Here is an 18,978-nt window from a genome sequence, read left to right as displayed (position 1 = left end):
AAGTAATATGAGAAGAGCAAGTGGAATAATAATGCATATTGCTTCCTTACCTGGAAAGTATGGAATAGGTACTTTTGGTAAGGAAGCATTTGAGTTTGTAGATTTTTTAAAGAAAGCTGGACAAGGATGTTGGCAAATATTGCCCTTAGGTCCTACAAGTTATGGTGATTCACCATATCAATCATTTTCAGCCTTTGCAGGAAATCCATATTTTATAGATTTTGATATTTTAAATAAAGAAGGATTACTTGATAAAAAAGATTACCAAGGAATTAATTTTGGAAATGACCCAGAAAAAATAGATTATGCTTTATTATTTGACAAGAAGATGAGAGTGTTAAGAGTAGCATATGAAAAATCTTTAGATGAGAATAAAGAAGAAATTGAAAAGTTTAGAGAAGAAAATAAACTTTGGCTTGAAGATTATGCTTTATATATGGCAATCAAAAATGAAAACGAATTAGTAAGTTGGCAAGAATGGGATGAAAAATTAAGATTAAGAGATAAAAAGACCTTAGAAGAATATAAAGTTAAATTAGAAAAAGAAATAAACTACTGGGTATTCTTACAATATCATTTCTTTAAGCAATGGAATAAATTAAAAGAGTATGCAAATAGTTTTGGAATTAAGATAATTGGAGATATGCCTATATATGTTGCAGAGGATAGTGCAGATGTTTGGGCAAATCCAAAAGCATTTTTATTAGATGAAAATAATATTCCTAAAAAGGTTGCTGGATGTCCACCAGATGCTTTTTCAGAAACAGGTCAATTATGGGGAAATCCTATATATGATTGGAGCTACATGGATGACACAGGATATTCTTGGTGGATTGATAGAGTAAGAGAAAGCTTTAAGCTTTATGACATATTAAGAATAGATCACTTTAGAGGGTTTGAAGCTTACTGGCAAATACCATATGGAGATGAAACTGCTGTAAATGGTGAGTGGGTTAAAGGCCCTGGAATAAAATTATTTAATGCAATTAAAGAAGAGTTAGGTGAGGTTAATGTAATAGCAGAAGACCTTGGTTATTTAACTCAAGAGGTTATAGATTTTAGAAATGAAACTGGATTCCCAGGAATGAAGGTTTTACAATTTGCCTTTGATTCTAGAGAAGAAAGTGATTATCTTCCACATAATTATCCAGTTAACTCAATAGCTTATACAGGTACTCATGATAATGATACATTTAGAGGTTGGTTTGAAGTTACAGGAAATAGAGAAGATGTGGAATATTCTAAAAAATATTTAAAACTTACTGAAGAGGAAGGGTATAACTGGGGGTTTATCAGAGGAGTTTGGAGCAGTGTATCACATACAGCTATAGCTCTAATGCAAGATTTCTTAAACTTAGGAAATGAGGCAAGAATAAACTATCCATCTACTCTTGGTGGCAATTGGCAATGGAGAGTTAAATATGATGCTCTAACTGATGAATTAGCAGAGAAAATATATGATATAACAAAATTATATGGAAGGGTGAATATTAATGAATAAAGAACAAATAAAGAGAGGAATCGAGAGATATCTAAAAGTAAAGTATGGTAAAAGTTCAATTAAAGATGCTAAGGATTTTGAAATTTTCAATGCATTATCACTAACTCTTTTAGAGGGAATTGTTGATGACTGGAATCATACAGAAGAACTTTATGAGAAAGAAAAGAATGCATATTATTTTTCAGCTGAATATTTAATGGGTAGAGCTTTAGGAAATAACTTAATAAGTTTAGGACTTTATAATGAAGTAAAAGAAGTTTTAGATGAACTTGGCTTTGATTTAAATAGAATTGAGGAAATAGAAGAGGATGCTGGTTTAGGAAATGGTGGATTAGGTAGATTAGCAGCTTGTTTTATGGATTCAGGAGCTTCATTAGAAGTACCTTTAAAAGGTTATGGAATTAGATATAATAATGGTTTATTCTCTCAATATTTTGAGGATGGATTCCAAAAAGAAGATGTGGATAGCTGGCTAAAATATGGAGAACCTTGGAGCATAAGAAAAGATGATGTATTTGTAACTGTTGATTTTGAAGATATGACAGTTAAAGCAATTCCATATGATACCCCAATTATAGGATACGCTAGTAAAAATATAAATACTTTAAGACTATGGAAGTGTGAGCCTGTAAAAGAATTTGATTTTAAATTATTCAATGAACAAAAATATGATGAGGCATTAGAACTTAAAAATAGAGCAGAAGACATATCAAGAGTTTTATATCCAAATGACTCAAATAGAGAAGGTAAATTATTAAGATTAAGACAACAATATTTCTTAGTAAGTGCTTCACTAAAAGATATAATAAGAAAGCATAAAGAGGTTTTTGGAAACGTTACTGAAGATTTTGCAAAGATGCATGCTGTTCAATTAAATGATACTCATCCAGTTTTAGCAATTCCAGAGCTTATAAGACTTCTTGTAGATGAAGAAGGATTTACTTTTGAAGAAGCTTACAATGTAGCTTCAAAAACTTTTGCTTATACAAACCATACTATATTAGCAGAAGCTTTAGAAAAATGGGATGTTGACTTAATAGAGGAATTATTCCCAAGAATATTAGAAATAATTGAAAAGATAGATGCAGAGTTCATAGTTAGCCTTGAAGAAAAAGGATACTCAGAGGAAGAGATAGAAGAGTTTAGAATAGTTAATGATGGAAAAGTTAGAATGGCTAACTTAGCAATACATGTAGGGTTTGCTGTTAATGGTGTTGCTAAATTACACACAGATATATTAAAAAATATTGAGCTTAAAAACTGGTATGAATTATATCCAGAGAAGTTCCAAAACAAAACAAATGGAATAACTCCAAGAAGATGGTTAAGACTATGTAACCAAGAGTTATCAGCTTTAATTACTGAACTTTTAGGAAACGAAGATTGGGTTAAAAATCTAGACTTATTAAAAGGATTAGAAAAATATAAAGATGATGAAGAAGTTTTAAAAAGATTCATGGATATTAAGCACACTAAGAAAGAACAATTAGCTGCTTATATTAAAGAACATGAAGGCGTTCAGTTAGATCCAGATTCAATATTTGATATACAAATTAAGAGATTACATGAGTATAAGAGACAATTATTAAATACTCTATATATCTTAGATTTATATTATAGATTAAAAGAAAATCCAGATATGGATATACCAAAGGTAACATTTATATATGGAGCAAAGGCTTTCCCAGGATATAAGAGAGCTAAATCAATAGTTAAGTTGACAAATGAAGTTGCTAAACTTATAAATAATGATGAATCTATAAAAGGAAAAATAAAGGTTGTATTTGTAGAAAACTACAGAGTTTCTTATGCAGAAAAATTATTCCCAGCAGCAGATGTATCAAAACAAATATCAACAGCTGGTAAAGAGGCATCAGGAACAGGAAACATGAAATTCATGTTAAATGGTGCACCAACTTTCGGAACTAATGATGGAGCTAATGTAGAAATTGTTAGAGAAAGTGGAGTAGATAATAACTTTATCTTTGGATTAGAAGTAGAAGAGATAGAAGAACTAAAAGGAAAATATGATCCAGTTGCTTACTATGAAGCAGATGCAGATTTAAAGAGAGTTTTAGATTCATTAGTAGATGGTACTTTTGATGATGGTGGTACTGGTGACTTTGAAGATCTTTATAATTCATTATTAGAAGAAGGAGATCAATACTTCTTATTAGCAGACTTCAAAGCATTTAAAGATACTGAAGATAAGGTCTTTGAAGCTTATAAAGATAAATTAGGATGGGCTAAAAAAGCCTTTGAAAATACTTGTAATGCAGGTATGTTCTCAAGTGACAGAACAATACAAGAATATTGTGATGACATCTGGGGAATTAAAAAATGTACTAATAAATAATAGGGAAAATAACTTTATAAAAACATAATAAAACTTACAAACATATTGAGAAAATTGCTAGATATTTTCTTTATATTCTTTGTAAGTTTTATGAAAAGTTGTTTTTATATATAACTAGGAAATATAAGTAATCAGAGGAATGGTTTTGCTAAAACTTGAAAACTTAGTATAAATCCAAATTATATTTGGATGTTAGGAATTTATGTTTTTATTAAAGTGTAAATTTAAAGTTTGTTTTTGAGTTTTGTGCAAGGCCTTTTCTAAATTTATATAAAGAATTAAAATTTGTGAAATTTATAGTTAAATAGTTAAATAGTTAAAAGGGTACTTTAGATATTGAATTAAGAGGTGTCAATTTATGAAGTTTGGAAAAAAAGATTGGATTAGTTATGACAGAGGGATAGAAAAAGAGTGGATGCTTACTAATGGCATAAGTGGATTTTGTGGAGGAACTGCTATAGGAGCAAACTGCAGAAAATATCAGGGGTTATTATTAGCATGTACTAATTCTCCAGAAGAGAGATACATGATTCTTTCAAATTTAAATGAGGAAATAAATATTAATGGAAAGCTTCACCAGTTGAGTTCTTGTAAATATACAGATAAAATAGTGGATGGCTTTAAAAATCTTCAAGGATTTTATTATGATGGACTACCTTATTTTAGATTTTTTGTAGATGGAGTAGTTATAAATAAAAAGATTGCTATGGAATATGGAAAGAATACTGTAGTAATAGAATATGACATATTAAACGGAAGTAAAGAATCAAAAATAAATATTGAACCATTATTTACTTTTAGAAATCCAGGAGTATGTAGTGGAGAAGAAAATTTAAAGTTTTCAAAATCTGTGGATAAAAATAAAATTCAACTTACTCCACAGCTAAATGAGGACATAAATATAAGATTTTTTACTTATGGTGGAAAAATAGTAGATAAAACTGATAAAATTGTGGATAAAATTTATTATGATGTGGATAAAAGTACAGGTGATAAGTTTGTGGATAAATGTTACATTCCAGGAACTGTTGAAATAAATTTAAATCCTAAGGAAAGAAAAAAGATTTATTTACTTTGTACTATAGAAAATGAAGAGAATTTTGACTGTGAAAAAATAATAGAAAATGAAGAGAAAAGAATAAATAATCTTAAAAATACCTTTAATGATTCAAGAATTTTAGCTAAATATCTTCCTATTGCAGGGGATCAATTTATAGTAAATAGAGAATCTATAAAGGGAAAAACAATTTTAGCTGGCTACCCTTGGTTTTTAGATTGGGGAAGAGATGCTATGATTGCTATTAATGGATTAACTTTGTCAACTGGAAGATTAGAAGATGCTAAAGATATTATAAGAAGTTTTAGCCTTTATGAGAAAGATGGATTAATCCCAAATATGTTCCCAGGAAAAGGACAAGAGCCACTTTATAATACAGTAGATGCTTCCTTATGGTTTATAAATGCAGTTTATAATTATTTGCTTTATGCTAATAGTTACGAAGCTTTAGAGTTTGTTGAGAAAGAAGTTTATAAAACTATAAAAAATATAATAAAGGCTTATAAAGAAGGTACTAAGTTCTCAATAAAAATGGATGAAGAGGATTCTTTAATAAATGCTGGATCAGGATTAGATCAGGTAACTTGGATGGATGTTAGAGTAAATGGTATAGTGGTTACTCCTAGACATGGTAAACCAGTTGAAATAAATGCTTTATGGTATAATGCCTTAAAAATAGCAGGCTTATTAAAAGATAAGTTTGAAAAAGATGAAAAGAATGAGTACGAAGAGCTAGCGCAAAAGGTTAAAGATTCATTTAATAAGGCTTTTTGGAATGAGGATGGAAAGTATCTTTACGATGTTGTAAATCATAATGAGAAGGATCATAGCTTAAGACCTAATCAGATTTGGGCAGTATCATTACCTTTTACAATGTTAGATAGAGAAAAAGAAAAGTATATTGTTCAAAAGGTTTTTGAAGAATTATATACTCCCTATGGATTAAGAAGTCTAAGTAGAGACCATAAGGATTATCATGGAATTTATATAGGAAAGCTTTTTGATAGAGATATGGCCTATCATCAAGGAACAACATGGGCATTTCCTCTTGGAGGATTTTTCACAGCTTATTGTAAGGTAAATGATTATTCTAAAGAAGCTGTAGAGTTAGTTGATTCTTTAATGAGAGATATGGAAGATCATATTAAAGATCAATGCTTAGGAAGTATTGCTGAAATTTTTGATGGTGATAATCCTTATAAAGCTAGGGGATGCTATGCTCAAGCTTGGAGTGTTGGAGAAATGCTTAGAGTTTATTATGAGGATATTCTAGGAAACCATAAAAAATTAAAAAAAGTCCACAAAGATATATTTATATAAATGTTTTGCTAGAGATTAATTTAATGATCTCTAGCTTTTTTTAATTTTTGTAATTATTAAGTTTGTAATTTTAGGATATAATTAAAGGAAGAACTTAGCGTAAAGGGGCGATTTACATGAGAACATCATTGAATATAGAAAATAAAATTAATATGATAACTGAAATGAGAGGAGATTCTGTATTTCAGGTTTTAGAGTATGATAGTTTAAAGGGAGGAAATTCCTTAGAGCTTGCAGTTAAACTAAATCAAATGAAGGAAGCTAATATAAAGCTTAGACAGGTAAGAATTATTTTAGAAGATAGCTCTGTAAATATAGAAAAGGGAGCCTTAAGCTATATGAGAGGTCCAATATCTATGAAAAATAAGATTGGTGGGCCAATAGGATTAGGTAAAAAACTTTTTTCTAGTAAAGTTACAGGAGAGAGTACATTTAAACCTAAATATGAAGGAACAGGGGATATATTTTTAGAACCTTCCTTTGGTCATTATGCCTTAATTGAATTAGAAGATGATGAAATAATAGTTGATGATGGATTATTTTACGCTTGTGAAAGTAGTGTAGAAATAACTGCCCACATGAATAAATCTTTATCCTCTATGGTTTTAGGAAATGAGGGAGTATTTCAAACTAAGCTTTCAGGAAATGGAATAGTGGTTTTAGAAATACCAGTACCTGAGGAAGAGGTATTTAAATGTAAAATAAATAATGATGTGTTAAAGGTTGATGGAAATTTTGCCATATTGAGAACTGGAGATATTGAGTTTACAGTTGAAAAGTCATCAAAATCACTAGTATCTACAGCTACTGGAGGAGAAGGGCTTTTAAATGTATTTAGGGGGACTGGAGAAGTATGGCTAATACCAACTAAATCTGTTTATGAAAAGCTTGAGAAGGGATGGAATTCCTTAAGACCATTAACAGATCCAAAGGGTAGCTCTAATACTAAGGTATAATTTATCAAGATTAAATTAGTTCTAATACAAGTATTATTTTATTTATTATGATAAAGAGATATAATTAACTTAATAAAGAAAAAATATTTAACTATTATAGAGTTATATTAATATACCAGTAGTTGAAGGAGAAGATTATATGAATGGAGTACAATCTAAACTAAAAGGTAAGGATTTAGATTTTTTATTTGAGGCTATATTAAAGTTAGAAGATATAAATGAATGTTATAATTTTTTTGAAGATATATGCACTATTTCAGAGCTAAAAGCATTAGCGCAAAGATTACATGTTGCAAAAATGCTTAGGGAGAAAAAAACATATACTGAAATTGCAGAAGAGACTAAGGCTTCAACAGCTACTATAAGTAGAGTAAATAGATGTTTAAACTATGGAGCAGATGGTTACAATAATATCTTAAATAGATTAGATGAGAAATAATTAGAAGAATAATTATTTTAAAAAGAGGCATACTACTATCATTAATACTTAAGGAGGGATATAGTATGCCAAATTTAAGCTGTGGTGTAGATAACTGTGCATATAATCAAAATGATATGTGTTCATTAAATTCAATAAAAGTAAATGGTTCATTTGCTAATCATTCAGAAGCTACTTGTTGTGGAAGCTTTGTTGAGAAAGGTGGATTTACTAACGCTGCTGTTGATATGGGCCCTGCAGAGCCAGCAACTAGCGTTGCATGTGAAGCTGAGAAATGCTGCTACAATAAAAACTGTAAATGTCATGCTGAAAGCATAGATATTTCAGGTGATTATGCACAACACCAAGACAATACAGAATGTTCAACTTTTAGACAAGAATAATAAAATATTGATTTTACTAATTTAGAAGGAAGACTATATGATTTAGTCTTCTTTTTAAATAAATTTATTTATTTTATTGGACAAGCTTATAATTCTACATATTATTTATATAGTTTTTAGTTTAAATATAACTAATGAAAATTCTAATTATTTATAAGAGGTGGAAAGTTTGAATATATTATTAGTTGATGATGAAGAAAAAATCATTGAGGTATTAGAAGCTTATTTGAAAAAAGAAGGTTTCAGTGTTTTTTCTTGTAGTAATGGAGAAGAGGCTTTAAAAATATTTGATAACAATAAAATAGATTTGATTCTTTTAGATCTTATGCTTCCAGATTTAAGTGGAGAAGAGGTTTGTAAGGTTATTAGAGCAAAGAGTTGTGTTCCAATAATAATGATAACAGCTAAGACTGAGGAAGAGGATTTATTAGAAGGCTTTGACATTGGAGCCGATGATTATGTTACAAAACCTTTTAGTGTGAAACAACTGATTGCTAGAATAAAAGCTATTATTAGAAGAAGCACACCATGTCCTAATGAGGGAAGTGATATTTTAGTATTTAATAATGGAGAGTTAAAAATTAATGTAGATACAAGAGAAGTGTGGGTTAGAGATGAATTAATCACTCTAACATCAACAGAGTTTAATATACTTCTTTGCTTAAGTAGCTATCCAAAGAAAATATTTACTAGAGACGAAATAATAGAGTTAGTATTAGGGGATAAAAGTGATAGCTTTGTATAGGGTTATAGATTCTCACATAAAAAATTTAAGAGGTAAAATAGAAGAAAATACTAGGAAACCTAAGTTCATAGTAACTGTATATGGGGTGGGATATAAATTTGAAGGTAAGAAAATATAAAAGTTTAAATTTTAAGGTTATAGTTCCATCTATAGTTATCATAATAATTGTAACTTTACTTACTGTGGTCATATCTAAATTTTATTTTGATAAAAAATTTGGTGACTATATTATGATTAAAAATCAGAATACAGTACAAAACATTTTGATGGAGCTAAGTGAACAATATTCCGATAATGAGTGGAATTATAAGAATATAGAGAAGATAACTTATAATTCCTTAGATAAAGGGATTATAGTTGCTTTATATGATAAAGAAGATAAGGAAATAATGAACATAGAAAAAAACTCTAAGGATAAATGCAATAAATTATGAATTTTATAAAAAGTTCTATGGAAGGGAAATATGGCTCTACAACAAGTCAATTTGAACCTGTGTATTATCCTTTAATAAAGAGTGGAGAAAAAATTGGAGAGGTTAGGGTAAAATTTTATGGTCCTATATTTTATATGCAGAATGAATTAGTTTTTCTGGATATAGTAAATAAGATAATATTAGGTATTGGAGTTTTACTTATTTTAGCATCTACAATAATGGGATTTATAATTTCAAGATCCATAACAAGACCAATAAATAAGCTCATGACAAAGGCGAAGTATATCTCTAAAGGAGAGTATGACAAGAAAATTGAGATAAATACAGATATTTTAGAGATAAATGATTTGATAAATTCCATAAATAATCTTTCACAGAGTATAAAAGAGCAAGAGAATATAAGAAAAAGACTTACTGGGGATATTTCTCATGAGTTAAAAACTCCTTTAACAAATATACAGTCTCACTTAGAGGCAATGATAGATGGCATATGGGAACCTACAGAGGAAAGGTTACTAAGTGTTAAGGAAGAGGCAGAAAGATTATCGTCCTTAGTAAGTGATATGCAAAAGTTAAATAAGTATGATGAGTCTTCTATTAAGCTTAAAAAGGATAATGTGAATATAAGTGATATAATTTGCTTTGTAATATTTCAATTTTCTAATTTAGCAAAAAGCAAAAATATAAAGATAGAATATGAAAAAAAGAATATTAATTTATATTGTGATAAGGATAAAATAACACAGGCTTTAGTAAATATTCTTTCAAATGCTATTAGGTATTCAAATGAGGGAAGTACTATTTTTATAGAAGAAAAATTAAAAGATAATAAGGTTATAATATCAATAGAAGATCAAGGTATAGGTATTTCAGAAGAGGATTTAAAATATGTCTTTGAAAGATTCTATAGGGCAGATAAATCTAGAACTAGAGCTACTGGAGGAACAGGAATAGGACTAACCATAGTTAAATCCATAGTATCTTCTCATGGAGGAGAAGTTAAGTTAGAGAGTAAACTAGGTGAAGGAAGTAAGTTTACTATAATATTACCTAAAGAAGATATATGATTATTTTATGGAAAAGTAATTTTATTTATAATGCTATATAAATAAGTAAGATACTTAGAAACTATATAATTTAATACGAAAGTTTGAATTATATGATTATAAAAGTTTAAATTATATAGTTTAGTAAAAAATATACCCCTTAAGTAGATTTTAAAAGGTGGTTTTCTTAAATCTACTTAAGGGGTATTTTAAATATTTATAAGTTAATAAAATATAGAATAATATAAAAAATATATTTTTCTATATAATAACCTATATTTTTATTTTAAATTGTTTAGTTCATTTCTTATTTCATGCATTTCATTTTGAACTTCTTTAACTTTAGCTTTATTGCTTTCAATTCTACCTTTGATATCTTCAACTATTTCTTGGTATTTTTCAATAGTTTCTAAAGAATTGTTTCCAGGTCTAACATTAAATAATCTGTTAGTAAAGTCAGAAAGTCTTTCTTCATCTTGGCTAATATATTTTTTTAGCTTTTTAACAAACTCATCTTTATTTTTAAGTAAAGAGTTTAAGAAATCTTTTTGTTTATTAGCTCTAGCAGCATTTATCTTATCAAAATATTCTTGTCTAGCAGCGTAGAAACCATCTCTTATTTCTTTAAACTCGTTTATAAGTTTTTCATTTTCTTCTTTTCCGCAGAATCCTATTTTAAAGAATTCATCACTTATTTCTTTAACCTTAGCAGAAGCTTCTTTCCAACTATCATTTTCATATAGTTTCTTTAATTCTTCTATAAGAGCTTTTCTTTTTTCTATATTAACTTTGTTCTCAGCTTTTAGGGCATCAAAAAATTCTTGTCTCTTAGCAAAGAAAGCATCCTTAGCTTCTTTATATCCTAGAGAAATTTCTTCATTTCCTTCTTTTCCAGAGAAACCTATACCTTTGAATTCATCGCAAAGAGCATTGAACTTTTCAGTAGCTTCTTTCCAGTTTTCATTATTAACTAAAGCTTTAAGTTCTGAGATAATTTCTCTTTTTCTATCAGCTTTATTTCCGAATTCTTCTCTTAAGCCTTCCATAGCAGCTTTTCTAGTTTCTTGAGCTGCATTTCTAGCCTTTTTAAATCTATCATATAATTCAGTGTTTAATTCTTTACCTGCAAAGCCTATAGCATAGAATTCTTCAGATAAAGATTTAGCTAACATATCGCAAGCTTTTATATCACTTGTATATACTAAAGCTTCAAGTCTTTTTATAACATCTTCTTTCTTTTCAGCATTTTCTTTGAAACCTTCATTTGCTTTTTCAAAGAATTCTTTTCTAGCAGTATAGAATTCATTTTTAGCTTCTCTTAATTCACTTTTTAGGGTATTCTCAGTTTCTTGGTCATAGTAATAAATATTGTTAAACTCTTCAAGAAGAGCGTTGAATTCTTTATTAGCTTCTTTCCAATTTTGAGCACTTTTTGCTAAGCTTCTTATTTTCTCAATTACTTCTTTTTTTCTCTTACAAGAATTTTCTTCTTCAGCAGCTAAAGCTTTAGCAAAATCTTCAGTTTCTATAGGATTTTTATTTTCATCTATGTAATTAGATTCATTAGTTGTCATGTAAATTATCCCCTTTCTTTTATATCACTCAATTAATATTTTAAGGCGTAATGAGACTTATGTCCATAATTAAAATGTTTTCACCAATATTTATGTAGGATATATAGAAATATAAAATTTATAGCTCTTTAAATAGACATAAATTTATTACCTTTATAGTTTCAAGTATATGCTAATATTGATGATATATTATATTAATATAAATAAATCTATGTAATAATTAGTGAAAATAATGTTAACTAAAACAAGCTAAAAATAATATTTTAGTAATAAATATATTTTATTCATGTGGTAACATAAAAAATGACTATAAAATATAAAGAAAATTTAAATTTTTAATAACTAATATTTGACAAATAGCATTACATACAGTATTCTTTGAAAGTGTAAAAAGTATTAATTAAGTAGCAAAATTATAGGTATTTTAATTAAATATAAGTATAATATAAATTTATTAGAGGGGTGACATAAATTGTCAAGATTATTTGGAACAGATGGAGTTAGAGGAATAGCAAATACTGAATTAACAGCAGAATTAGCATATAACTTAGGTAGAGCTGGAGCTTATGTTTTAACAGAGGGAACTCATAAACCTAAGATATTAGTAGCAAAAGATACTAGAATATCAGGAGATATGCTAGAGGCTGCTTTAGTTGCAGGTATATTATCAGTTGGAGCAGAGGCAGTATGCTTAGGAGTAGTTCCAACACCAGCGGTAGCTCACTTAACAAGAGTATATGGAGCAGATGCTGGAGTTATGATATCAGCTTCACACAATCCAGTTGAATATAATGGAATAAAATTCTTTGATGATAAGGGATATAAATTATCAGATGATTTAGAAGATGAAATACAAAGAGTTATAGAAAGTGGTTTTGAAAATGTACCTTCACCAACAGGAGCTAATTTAGGAAGAGAAATAATAGAAAAAGCTGCTTTAGAAGATTATATAAGCTTTGCTAAAGATACAATAGGAATATCTTTAGAAGGATTAAGAGTAGCTTTAGATTGTGCAAATGGTGCATCTCACGAAGCTGCTGTTAGAGCTTTCAGAGAATTAGGAGCAGAAATATTTGTAATAAATGATAATCCAGATGGAACTAATATAAATGAAAATTGTGGATCAACTCATCCAGAAGAATTAATGGAATATGTTGTTAAGAAAAAATGTCATATGGGATTTGCTTTTGATGGAGATGCAGATAGATGCTTAGCTGTTGATGAGCAAGGAAACTTAGTTGATGGAGATTTCATCTTAACAATATGTGCTAAATACTTAAAAGAATTAGGTAGATTAAAAGATGATACTCTAGTTGTAACTGTAATGAGTAACTTAGGACTAATGATAGCTTGTAAGAATGAAAAAATAAATACTGCAGTTACAAAAGTTGGGGATAGATATGTATTAGAAGAAATGTTAGCTAAAGGATATTCTTTAGGTGGAGAACAATCCGGTCATATCATATTCTTAGATCATAACTCAACTGGAGATGGACTTGTTACTGCACTTCAAGTAGCTAGCATAGTTAAGAGAACTGGAAAATCTTTATTTGAATTAAAAAATGTAATGAAGGTATTACCACAAGTTTTAGTTAACGCAAAAGTACCTAATAACATGAAAAATATTCATGAAGAAGATGAAGAAATAATAGCTGAAATTAAGAAAATGGAAGCTGCTTTAGATGGTTGCGGAAGAGTATTAATAAGACCATCAGGTACAGAACCATTAGTAAGAGTTATGCTTGAAGGTGAAAATCAAGCTGAAATAGATGAAATGGCTCATAACTTAGCAAAAATGATAGAAGCAAAATGTAATTAATATATTATATTAAACTATAAAAGTCTTATATAAAACCATAGAATTATAAAAGCTATAAATACATGATAATTTTATTTAAAACTATTCATGTTATTTATAGCTTTTTATGATTTAAAATATTTTTATTTATTTGATTATTAAAAGTTATATTAATTATCTTCAATTGGTCCATACTTATCTGAATCAAGTCTCATTAAAGCAAGGGTAAGTTCCTCCACATGCTCTTTTTCCTCCTTAGTTATATCTCTTATCATTTTAACAAGGCATTTATCTTCTATTTTATTTATTAAATCATCATAGAGTAATATGGCCTCGTATTCTCCTTTAATATCATCTCGAATTTTATTTAAAATACTATAAGCAGTTAATTTTTTATTTTCGTGATATGTTTTCTTTAAAGGTTTGTCTTTTATTTCTACATGATCAACTGATTCTACATAGACTTCAAATTCCTCTTTATCATATCTTCTGAGAGCTTCTAAAAATTGACCATAGTGTCTTTTTTCATCTTCCATTATGTGATGTAATAATTCTTTTATATCCACTAAAGCAATTTCATCTATATGTTTACTATAACCATTGATGGCAACTATTTCTGAGATTAAAGCTTCCCTTAAAAATCCTTTTATATCCAAGGCTTTTCCTTGAGGTTGCTTTTCTGTAGTATAGCTCATAAAAAATCTCCTAAATTATTTTTATAGTATTTATAATATGATTTTTCCTAGGAAAAGGAACAGTTAAAGATAGATATTTACTTATTCCAAGATTTTTTTATAAGAAATTAAAGTATAAAAATTAATTACTATAAATAAGTTAGCTTTTTTACTGAGAAATTTTAAACAATGGAAAGCGTCTATACACTAATTATACTTTGAAGTTAAAAATGAAAGAAATAAATATAAAAATTTCTTTTATAATATGGAATTTAAAAAGTTAATTTTAAAATCAAATACTATAGATGTCTATACAACTATACATTAATATATTAAACAAAAGAAATATAGAGGTATAGACAGATAATTAAAAATATTTCTTAAAAATAAATGAAAATAACTAAAAATGAACTGAAATAAGCTTTAAAAGCTTGAATTTTTTTAAAAAAGTGTTAGAATAAGTTTGTGGCTTTTTAGAAAGATGATGCATAGAATATATTAACTTTCAAAATAATAGATTAAAGCGCCAGAACTTAAAGTTTTATTGATAGACTAATAAGTAATTTAACTTTAGTAGATTAAAATGCTTATTAAGATTCTTAATAAATTTAAGTTGACGAGGTTGGGGAGTATCGAATTTTCGGCGGATGCCCCACGGTAAAGCACTACCGTAAAAGATTGGTTAAAGCTTAAAAGTGATTTTAAGGACAAAGCCAATTGGGTGTTTCAAACCTTCTATGCAGTAAGAAGTTATATAAAGCTTATTTTGAAAGTTAGAATATAATTTTACAAAAGGGAAGGAAGAAAATAATATGTGCGGAATAGTTGGATACGTAGGACAGAAAAAGGCAACAGATATATTAGTTGAAGGATTATCAAAATTAGAGTATAGAGGATATGATTCAGCAGGAGTTGCAGTTTTAGAAGATAATAAGATAAAGGCTGAAAAGCATAAAGGAAGATTAGCAAACCTAGAAGGAATGTTAAATGAAAATCCAATAGAGGGTGGAATCGGAATAGGACATACTAGATGGGCTACACATGGAGAACCATCAGATGTTAACTCACATCCTCATTTAAATAATAAAGAAACAATAGCTGTAGTTCACAATGGAATCATTGAAAACTACAATGAATTAAGAAACTGGTTAATGGAAAAAGGATATGAATTCAAATCAGAAACTGATACAGAAGTTATTCCAAACTTAGTAGATTTCTACTATAAAGGTGATTTATTAGATGCAGTTATGGAAGCTACTAAACACATGGAAGGTTCATATGCTATTGGAGTTATATGTAATGATGAGCCAGAAAAATTAGTAGCTGTAAGAAAAGATAGTCCATTAATAGTTGGATTAGGAGAAAAAGAATATTTCATAGCTTCTGATATCCCAGCAGTTTTAAATCATACAAGAGAAGTTTATCTTTTAGAAGATAAAGAGTTTGTAGTATTAACAAATGATGGAGTTACTCTTTTTGATGAAGAAAAAAATCCAGTGGAAAAAGAAGTTTATCATATAACATGGAATGTTGATGCTGCTGAAAAAGGTGGATATGAAGATTTCATGTTAAAAGAAATTAACGAGCAACCAAAAGCTATAAAAGATACAATGACTTCAAGAATAATGGAAGGAAAAGAAGTAACTTTAGATGATATATCAATAACTAAAGAATATTTAGATAATGTTGATAGAGTATATATAGTTGCTTGTGGAACAGCTTACCATGCTGGAGTTATTGGAAAATACGCTATAGAAAAATTAGTTAGAATACCAGTAGAAGTGGATATAGCTTCAGAATTTAGATATAGAGATGCTGTTATTACAGATAAAACTTTAATAATAGTATTAAGCCAATCAGGAGAAACTGCAGATACTTTAGCAGTTTTAAGAGATGGACAAGCAAAAGGTGCAAGAGTGTTAGCTGTAACTAACGTAGTAGGAAGCTCAGTTTCAAGAGAAGCTAACGATGTATTATATACATGGGCTGGTCCAGAGATAGCTGTTGCATCAACAAAAGCATATGTAACTCAATTAATTGCTATGTACACATTAGCATTACACTTTGCTGAATTAAAAGGAAGCAAATCAGTAGAAGAAATTGAGGAAATCAAAAAAGCAATGCTTGAATTACCAGAAAAAGTTGAAGAAATCCTTAAAAATACAGATTTAATAAAAGAGTTTGCAGTTAAAGCATCTACAGAAAAAGATTTATACTTCTTAGGAAGAGGTATGGATTATGGAGTTGCAATGGAAGGATCATTAAAACTTAAAGAGATCTCTTACATTCACTCAGAGGCTTATGCAGGTGGAGAACTTAAACATGGACCAATAGCTCTTATAGAAAAAGATATTCCAGTAGTATCATTATTAACTCAAAGAGAGCTTATGGATAAAATGATAAGTAATGTTCAAGAAGTTGTTACAAGAGGAGCTAACGTTTTAGGTGTTTGCTTTAAAGGTGACATGGAAGAAAGTAAGAGAAAAATGTTTGAAGGATTAATAGAAATACCAGAAACATTAAGCTTATTATCACCAGTTTTAAGTGTTGTACCATTACAATTATTCTCATACTATGTAGCTAAAGCTAAAGGATTTGATGTTGATAAACCACGTAACTTAGCTAAATCAGTAACTGTTGAATAAAAAAAGGGGGATTTTGAATATGAATAATGAGAGTTTATTAAAATTATTAGCAGAGTATAAGGAAACTAAAAAGTGCCTTGAAACAGGGTTAAACTGGTTAGAAGAGAAAGACTATGCTAAGGGTAAGTTAGATATAGTAAATGTAATAATAAGAGATTTAGAAGCAGCAATTGGTGCTGAAAGAATTTAATATAAAATTAGCTTAAAATTTTAACCTTATTTATATGTGTTAGGGGTGTTTAAATCATTAAAATAGTATTTAAAATGCTATAAAGTGATTTTAAACACTCCTTATTTTTAGTGAAAAATATATTGAAAAATGATTTTTATTGAAGTATAATACTTTCGCTAAAACCTCATAATTCTGAGGAATAAGCTAATATTAATTAATGAGGTATTTACAGTGGAAAAATTTCAAGAAAATAATATTTTAGAAGATAAAAAAGTATGTATAAATGAAAATGAAGAGGCTTGGAATAAAGAGACATACAATGCTTGGGTAAAGAGATTTGGAACTGCTAAGGAAGCAGCAGAGAAAATTAAATCTATGCCTGAGAAAAAATTAAATGTTTTGTTAGATAAATTTGGAGATGTTAAAGGAAAGAAGATATTTAATCTTATGGGCTCTAATGGAAATAAGGCTGTTGCATTAGCTTTATTAGGGGCAGATGTTACTGTAGTGGATTTCTCAGAAGGAAATAGAAGATATGCTTTAGATTTAGCTGAGGCTTGCGGAGTAAAGATTAACTTCATTCTAAGTGATGTTTTAAAAATGCCTAAAGAAGTTATGAGTGGAGATTATGATATAGTATTTGCAGAGATGGGAATACTTCATTATTTCTCAGATTTATCTCCTTTTATGAATGTTATACATAGTTTATTAAAGGATGGAGGGAAAGCTGTATTAAGAGATTTTCATCCAGTATCAACTAAACTAATAACTTCAAGGGGTTCTACAGCAAAGGTAAGAAAACATAAGGTTACAGGAGATTACTTTGATACTTCATTAGAGGAAAAAGAAGTTGCTTACTCAAAATACTTAGAAGAAGGAGAAGTAGAAAAAGTATTTTTACGTAAGTGGAATTTAGGAGAAATAGTAACTGCCGTTGCTAATACTGGACTTAAGATAGAAAGTTTAACAGAGGAGCCTAATTTATCAAGTGATGTTTTTGATAAAGGGATTCCAAAGACTTTTACAATAGTAGCTAGAAAATAATTTAATAGACTTGGTCGTGTATCAAAATAGATTTTTATAAAACTTACAAACAGTATGAAGAAGTAATTCTCGGAATATGTTTGTAAGTTTTATTATTATATTTTGATACAGCACATTATTTTTTATTATGATGCATTTATACGAAAAGAATATTAAGTGTATTTATATAGTATTGCAATACAGAATATGGTAAAATTATTAAAAGTCTATGAGGAGGAATTTCATATGGATAAGGGAGAGTTAAGAAAAGAAATTAAGCTAAAAAGAGAAAATATAGATAGAGATACTAAGTTAAGGGCTGATGAAAAAATAAGAAAAACTCTTTTGGAAAGTGATATATATAAGAATAGTAAGGTTGTATTTATATATGTAAATATGGACTCTGAAGTAAATACAGTTGAGATAATAAAAGAATTATTAGTTTCAGATAAAAAAGTTGCAGTTCCTAAAGTTATTCCTGTTAGTTTAAAAGAAAGACAAATGAAGGCTTTGAAAATAGAATCTTTACTTCAATTAAATGAAAGTGGTGCCTTTGGAATATTAGAACCAAGCATTGAATGTGAAGATATAAGTGAGGAAGTTGATTTAATTATAATACCTGGTTTAGCCTTTGATTTAAAGGGAAATAGATTAGGATATGGGGGAGGATTTTACGATAGATTTTTAAGTAAATACCCTAATAGTAAGAGAGTTGCTTTATGTTATGATTTTCAAGTTTTTGATGAAATTCCACATGAATTCTTTGATGAGAAGGTTGATTTAATAATAAGTGAAGAGAAAATTATTAGTTTAAAAAAATCATAATAGTAAAATAATATTTTTGATAATTTTACT

At 28.4% G+C, this 18,978-nt stretch carries 15 protein-coding genes and 1 pseudogene; 14 read left to right on the top strand and 2 right to left on the bottom strand.

Annotated features, from left to right (window positions below; all coding sequences use genetic code 11):
• Window positions 1-7: 7 nt before the first annotated feature.
• The 9 genes and pseudogenes from malQ (at window position 8) to CPF_RS12885 (ending at window position 10,258) form a co-directional block, all read left to right on the top strand.
• On the top strand, window positions 8-1,501 hold the full coding sequence (gene malQ / locus CPF_RS12920) for a 4-alpha-glucanotransferase (protein ID WP_011591126.1): 1,494 nt from the start codon (window positions 8-10) through the stop codon (window positions 1,499-1,501).
• The gene (locus tag CPF_RS12915; protein ID WP_011591125.1) at window positions 1,494-3,857 is read left to right on the top strand and encodes a glycogen/starch/alpha-glucan phosphorylase; all 2,364 of its coding nucleotides are present in this window, start codon (window positions 1,494-1,496) and stop codon (window positions 3,855-3,857) included. Before malQ ends, CPF_RS12915 begins: the two co-directional genes overlap by 8 nt.
• Before the next feature lie 358 nt (window positions 3,858-4,215).
• Complete coding sequence (locus CPF_RS12910; RefSeq protein ID WP_003467507.1) at window positions 4,216-6,234, top strand: amylo-alpha-1,6-glucosidase; 2,019 nt, start codon at window positions 4,216-4,218, stop codon at window positions 6,232-6,234.
• A 116-nt stretch (window positions 6,235-6,350) separates the two neighbouring features.
• Window positions 6,351-7,190, top strand: coding sequence for an AIM24 family protein (locus tag CPF_RS12905; RefSeq protein ID WP_003454256.1), 840 nt, complete (start codon window positions 6,351-6,353; stop codon window positions 7,188-7,190).
• Between the two features lie 139 nt (window positions 7,191-7,329).
• Window positions 7,330-7,629, top strand: coding sequence for a YerC/YecD family TrpR-related protein (locus CPF_RS12900; RefSeq protein WP_003454163.1), 300 nt, complete (start codon window positions 7,330-7,332; stop codon window positions 7,627-7,629).
• 65 nt (window positions 7,630-7,694) lie between these two features.
• Window positions 7,695-8,012: a DUF1540 domain-containing protein gene (locus CPF_RS12895; protein ID WP_003454391.1), complete on the top strand. Its 318-nt coding sequence runs from the start codon at window positions 7,695-7,697 to the stop codon at window positions 8,010-8,012.
• Between the two features lie 169 nt (window positions 8,013-8,181).
• A pseudogene (locus CPF_RS12890) lies at window positions 8,182-8,875 on the top strand (response regulator).
• Window positions 8,856-9,191 carry a hypothetical protein gene (locus tag CPF_RS15170; protein ID WP_233419457.1) on the top strand — a complete coding sequence of 112 codons (336 nt, stop codon included), beginning with the start codon at window positions 8,856-8,858 and terminating at the stop codon, window positions 9,189-9,191. Before CPF_RS12890 ends, CPF_RS15170 begins: the two are co-directional and overlap by 20 nt.
• A complete protein-coding gene (locus tag CPF_RS12885; RefSeq protein WP_233419456.1) occupies window positions 9,188-10,258 on the top strand; it encodes a sensor histidine kinase in 1,071 nt (356 codons plus the stop codon). Before CPF_RS15170 ends, CPF_RS12885 begins: the two co-directional genes overlap by 4 nt.
• A gap of 260 nt (window positions 10,259-10,518) precedes the next feature.
• Here CPF_RS12885 and CPF_RS12880 read toward each other — a convergent pair whose 3' ends face one another.
• Complete coding sequence (locus CPF_RS12880; protein WP_003457833.1) at window positions 10,519-11,811, bottom strand: DUF349 domain-containing protein; 1,293 nt, start codon at window positions 11,809-11,811, stop codon at window positions 10,519-10,521.
• A gap of 472 nt (window positions 11,812-12,283) precedes the next feature.
• On the opposite strand from CPF_RS12880, the gene glmM reads away from it, so the two are divergent.
• Complete coding sequence (glmM, locus tag CPF_RS12875) at window positions 12,284-13,630, top strand: phosphoglucosamine mutase (RefSeq protein WP_003457908.1); 1,347 nt, start codon at window positions 12,284-12,286, stop codon at window positions 13,628-13,630.
• A 149-nt stretch (window positions 13,631-13,779) separates the two neighbouring features.
• Here glmM and CPF_RS12870 read toward each other — a convergent pair whose 3' ends face one another.
• Window positions 13,780-14,304: a ferritin family protein gene (locus CPF_RS12870; protein ID WP_003457864.1), complete on the bottom strand. Its 525-nt coding sequence runs from the start codon at window positions 14,302-14,304 to the stop codon at window positions 13,780-13,782.
• 791 nt (window positions 14,305-15,095) lie between these two features.
• Between CPF_RS12870 and glmS the strand changes: the two genes are divergently transcribed.
• The 4 genes from glmS to CPF_RS12855 all read left to right on the top strand — a co-directional run bounded on the left by glmS (window position 15,096) and on the right by CPF_RS12855 (window position 18,948).
• Entirely contained in the window at window positions 15,096-16,928 is a 1,833-nt protein-coding gene (glmS, locus tag CPF_RS12865; RefSeq protein ID WP_003457837.1) for a glutamine--fructose-6-phosphate transaminase (isomerizing), read from the top strand.
• Window positions 16,929-16,947: 19 nt separating this feature from the next.
• On the top strand, window positions 16,948-17,118 hold the full coding sequence (locus CPF_RS15035) for a hypothetical protein (protein ID WP_003454473.1): 171 nt from the start codon (window positions 16,948-16,950) through the stop codon (window positions 17,116-17,118).
• Between the two features lie 213 nt (window positions 17,119-17,331).
• Entirely contained in the window at window positions 17,332-18,144 is an 813-nt protein-coding gene (locus tag CPF_RS12860; RefSeq protein WP_003462312.1) for a class I SAM-dependent methyltransferase, read from the top strand.
• 225 nt (window positions 18,145-18,369) lie between these two features.
• On the top strand, window positions 18,370-18,948 hold the full coding sequence (locus CPF_RS12855) for a 5-formyltetrahydrofolate cyclo-ligase (RefSeq protein ID WP_004459316.1): 579 nt from the start codon (window positions 18,370-18,372) through the stop codon (window positions 18,946-18,948).
• Window positions 18,949-18,978: the final 30 nt, after the last annotated feature.

Source organism: Clostridium perfringens ATCC 13124, from assembly GCF_000013285.1.
Taxonomy (GTDB): domain Bacteria; phylum Bacillota; class Clostridia; order Clostridiales; family Clostridiaceae; genus Sarcina; species Sarcina perfringens.
Note: the sequence above shows the minus strand (reverse complement) of the source record. Positions and strands in the feature narration are given on the sequence as shown.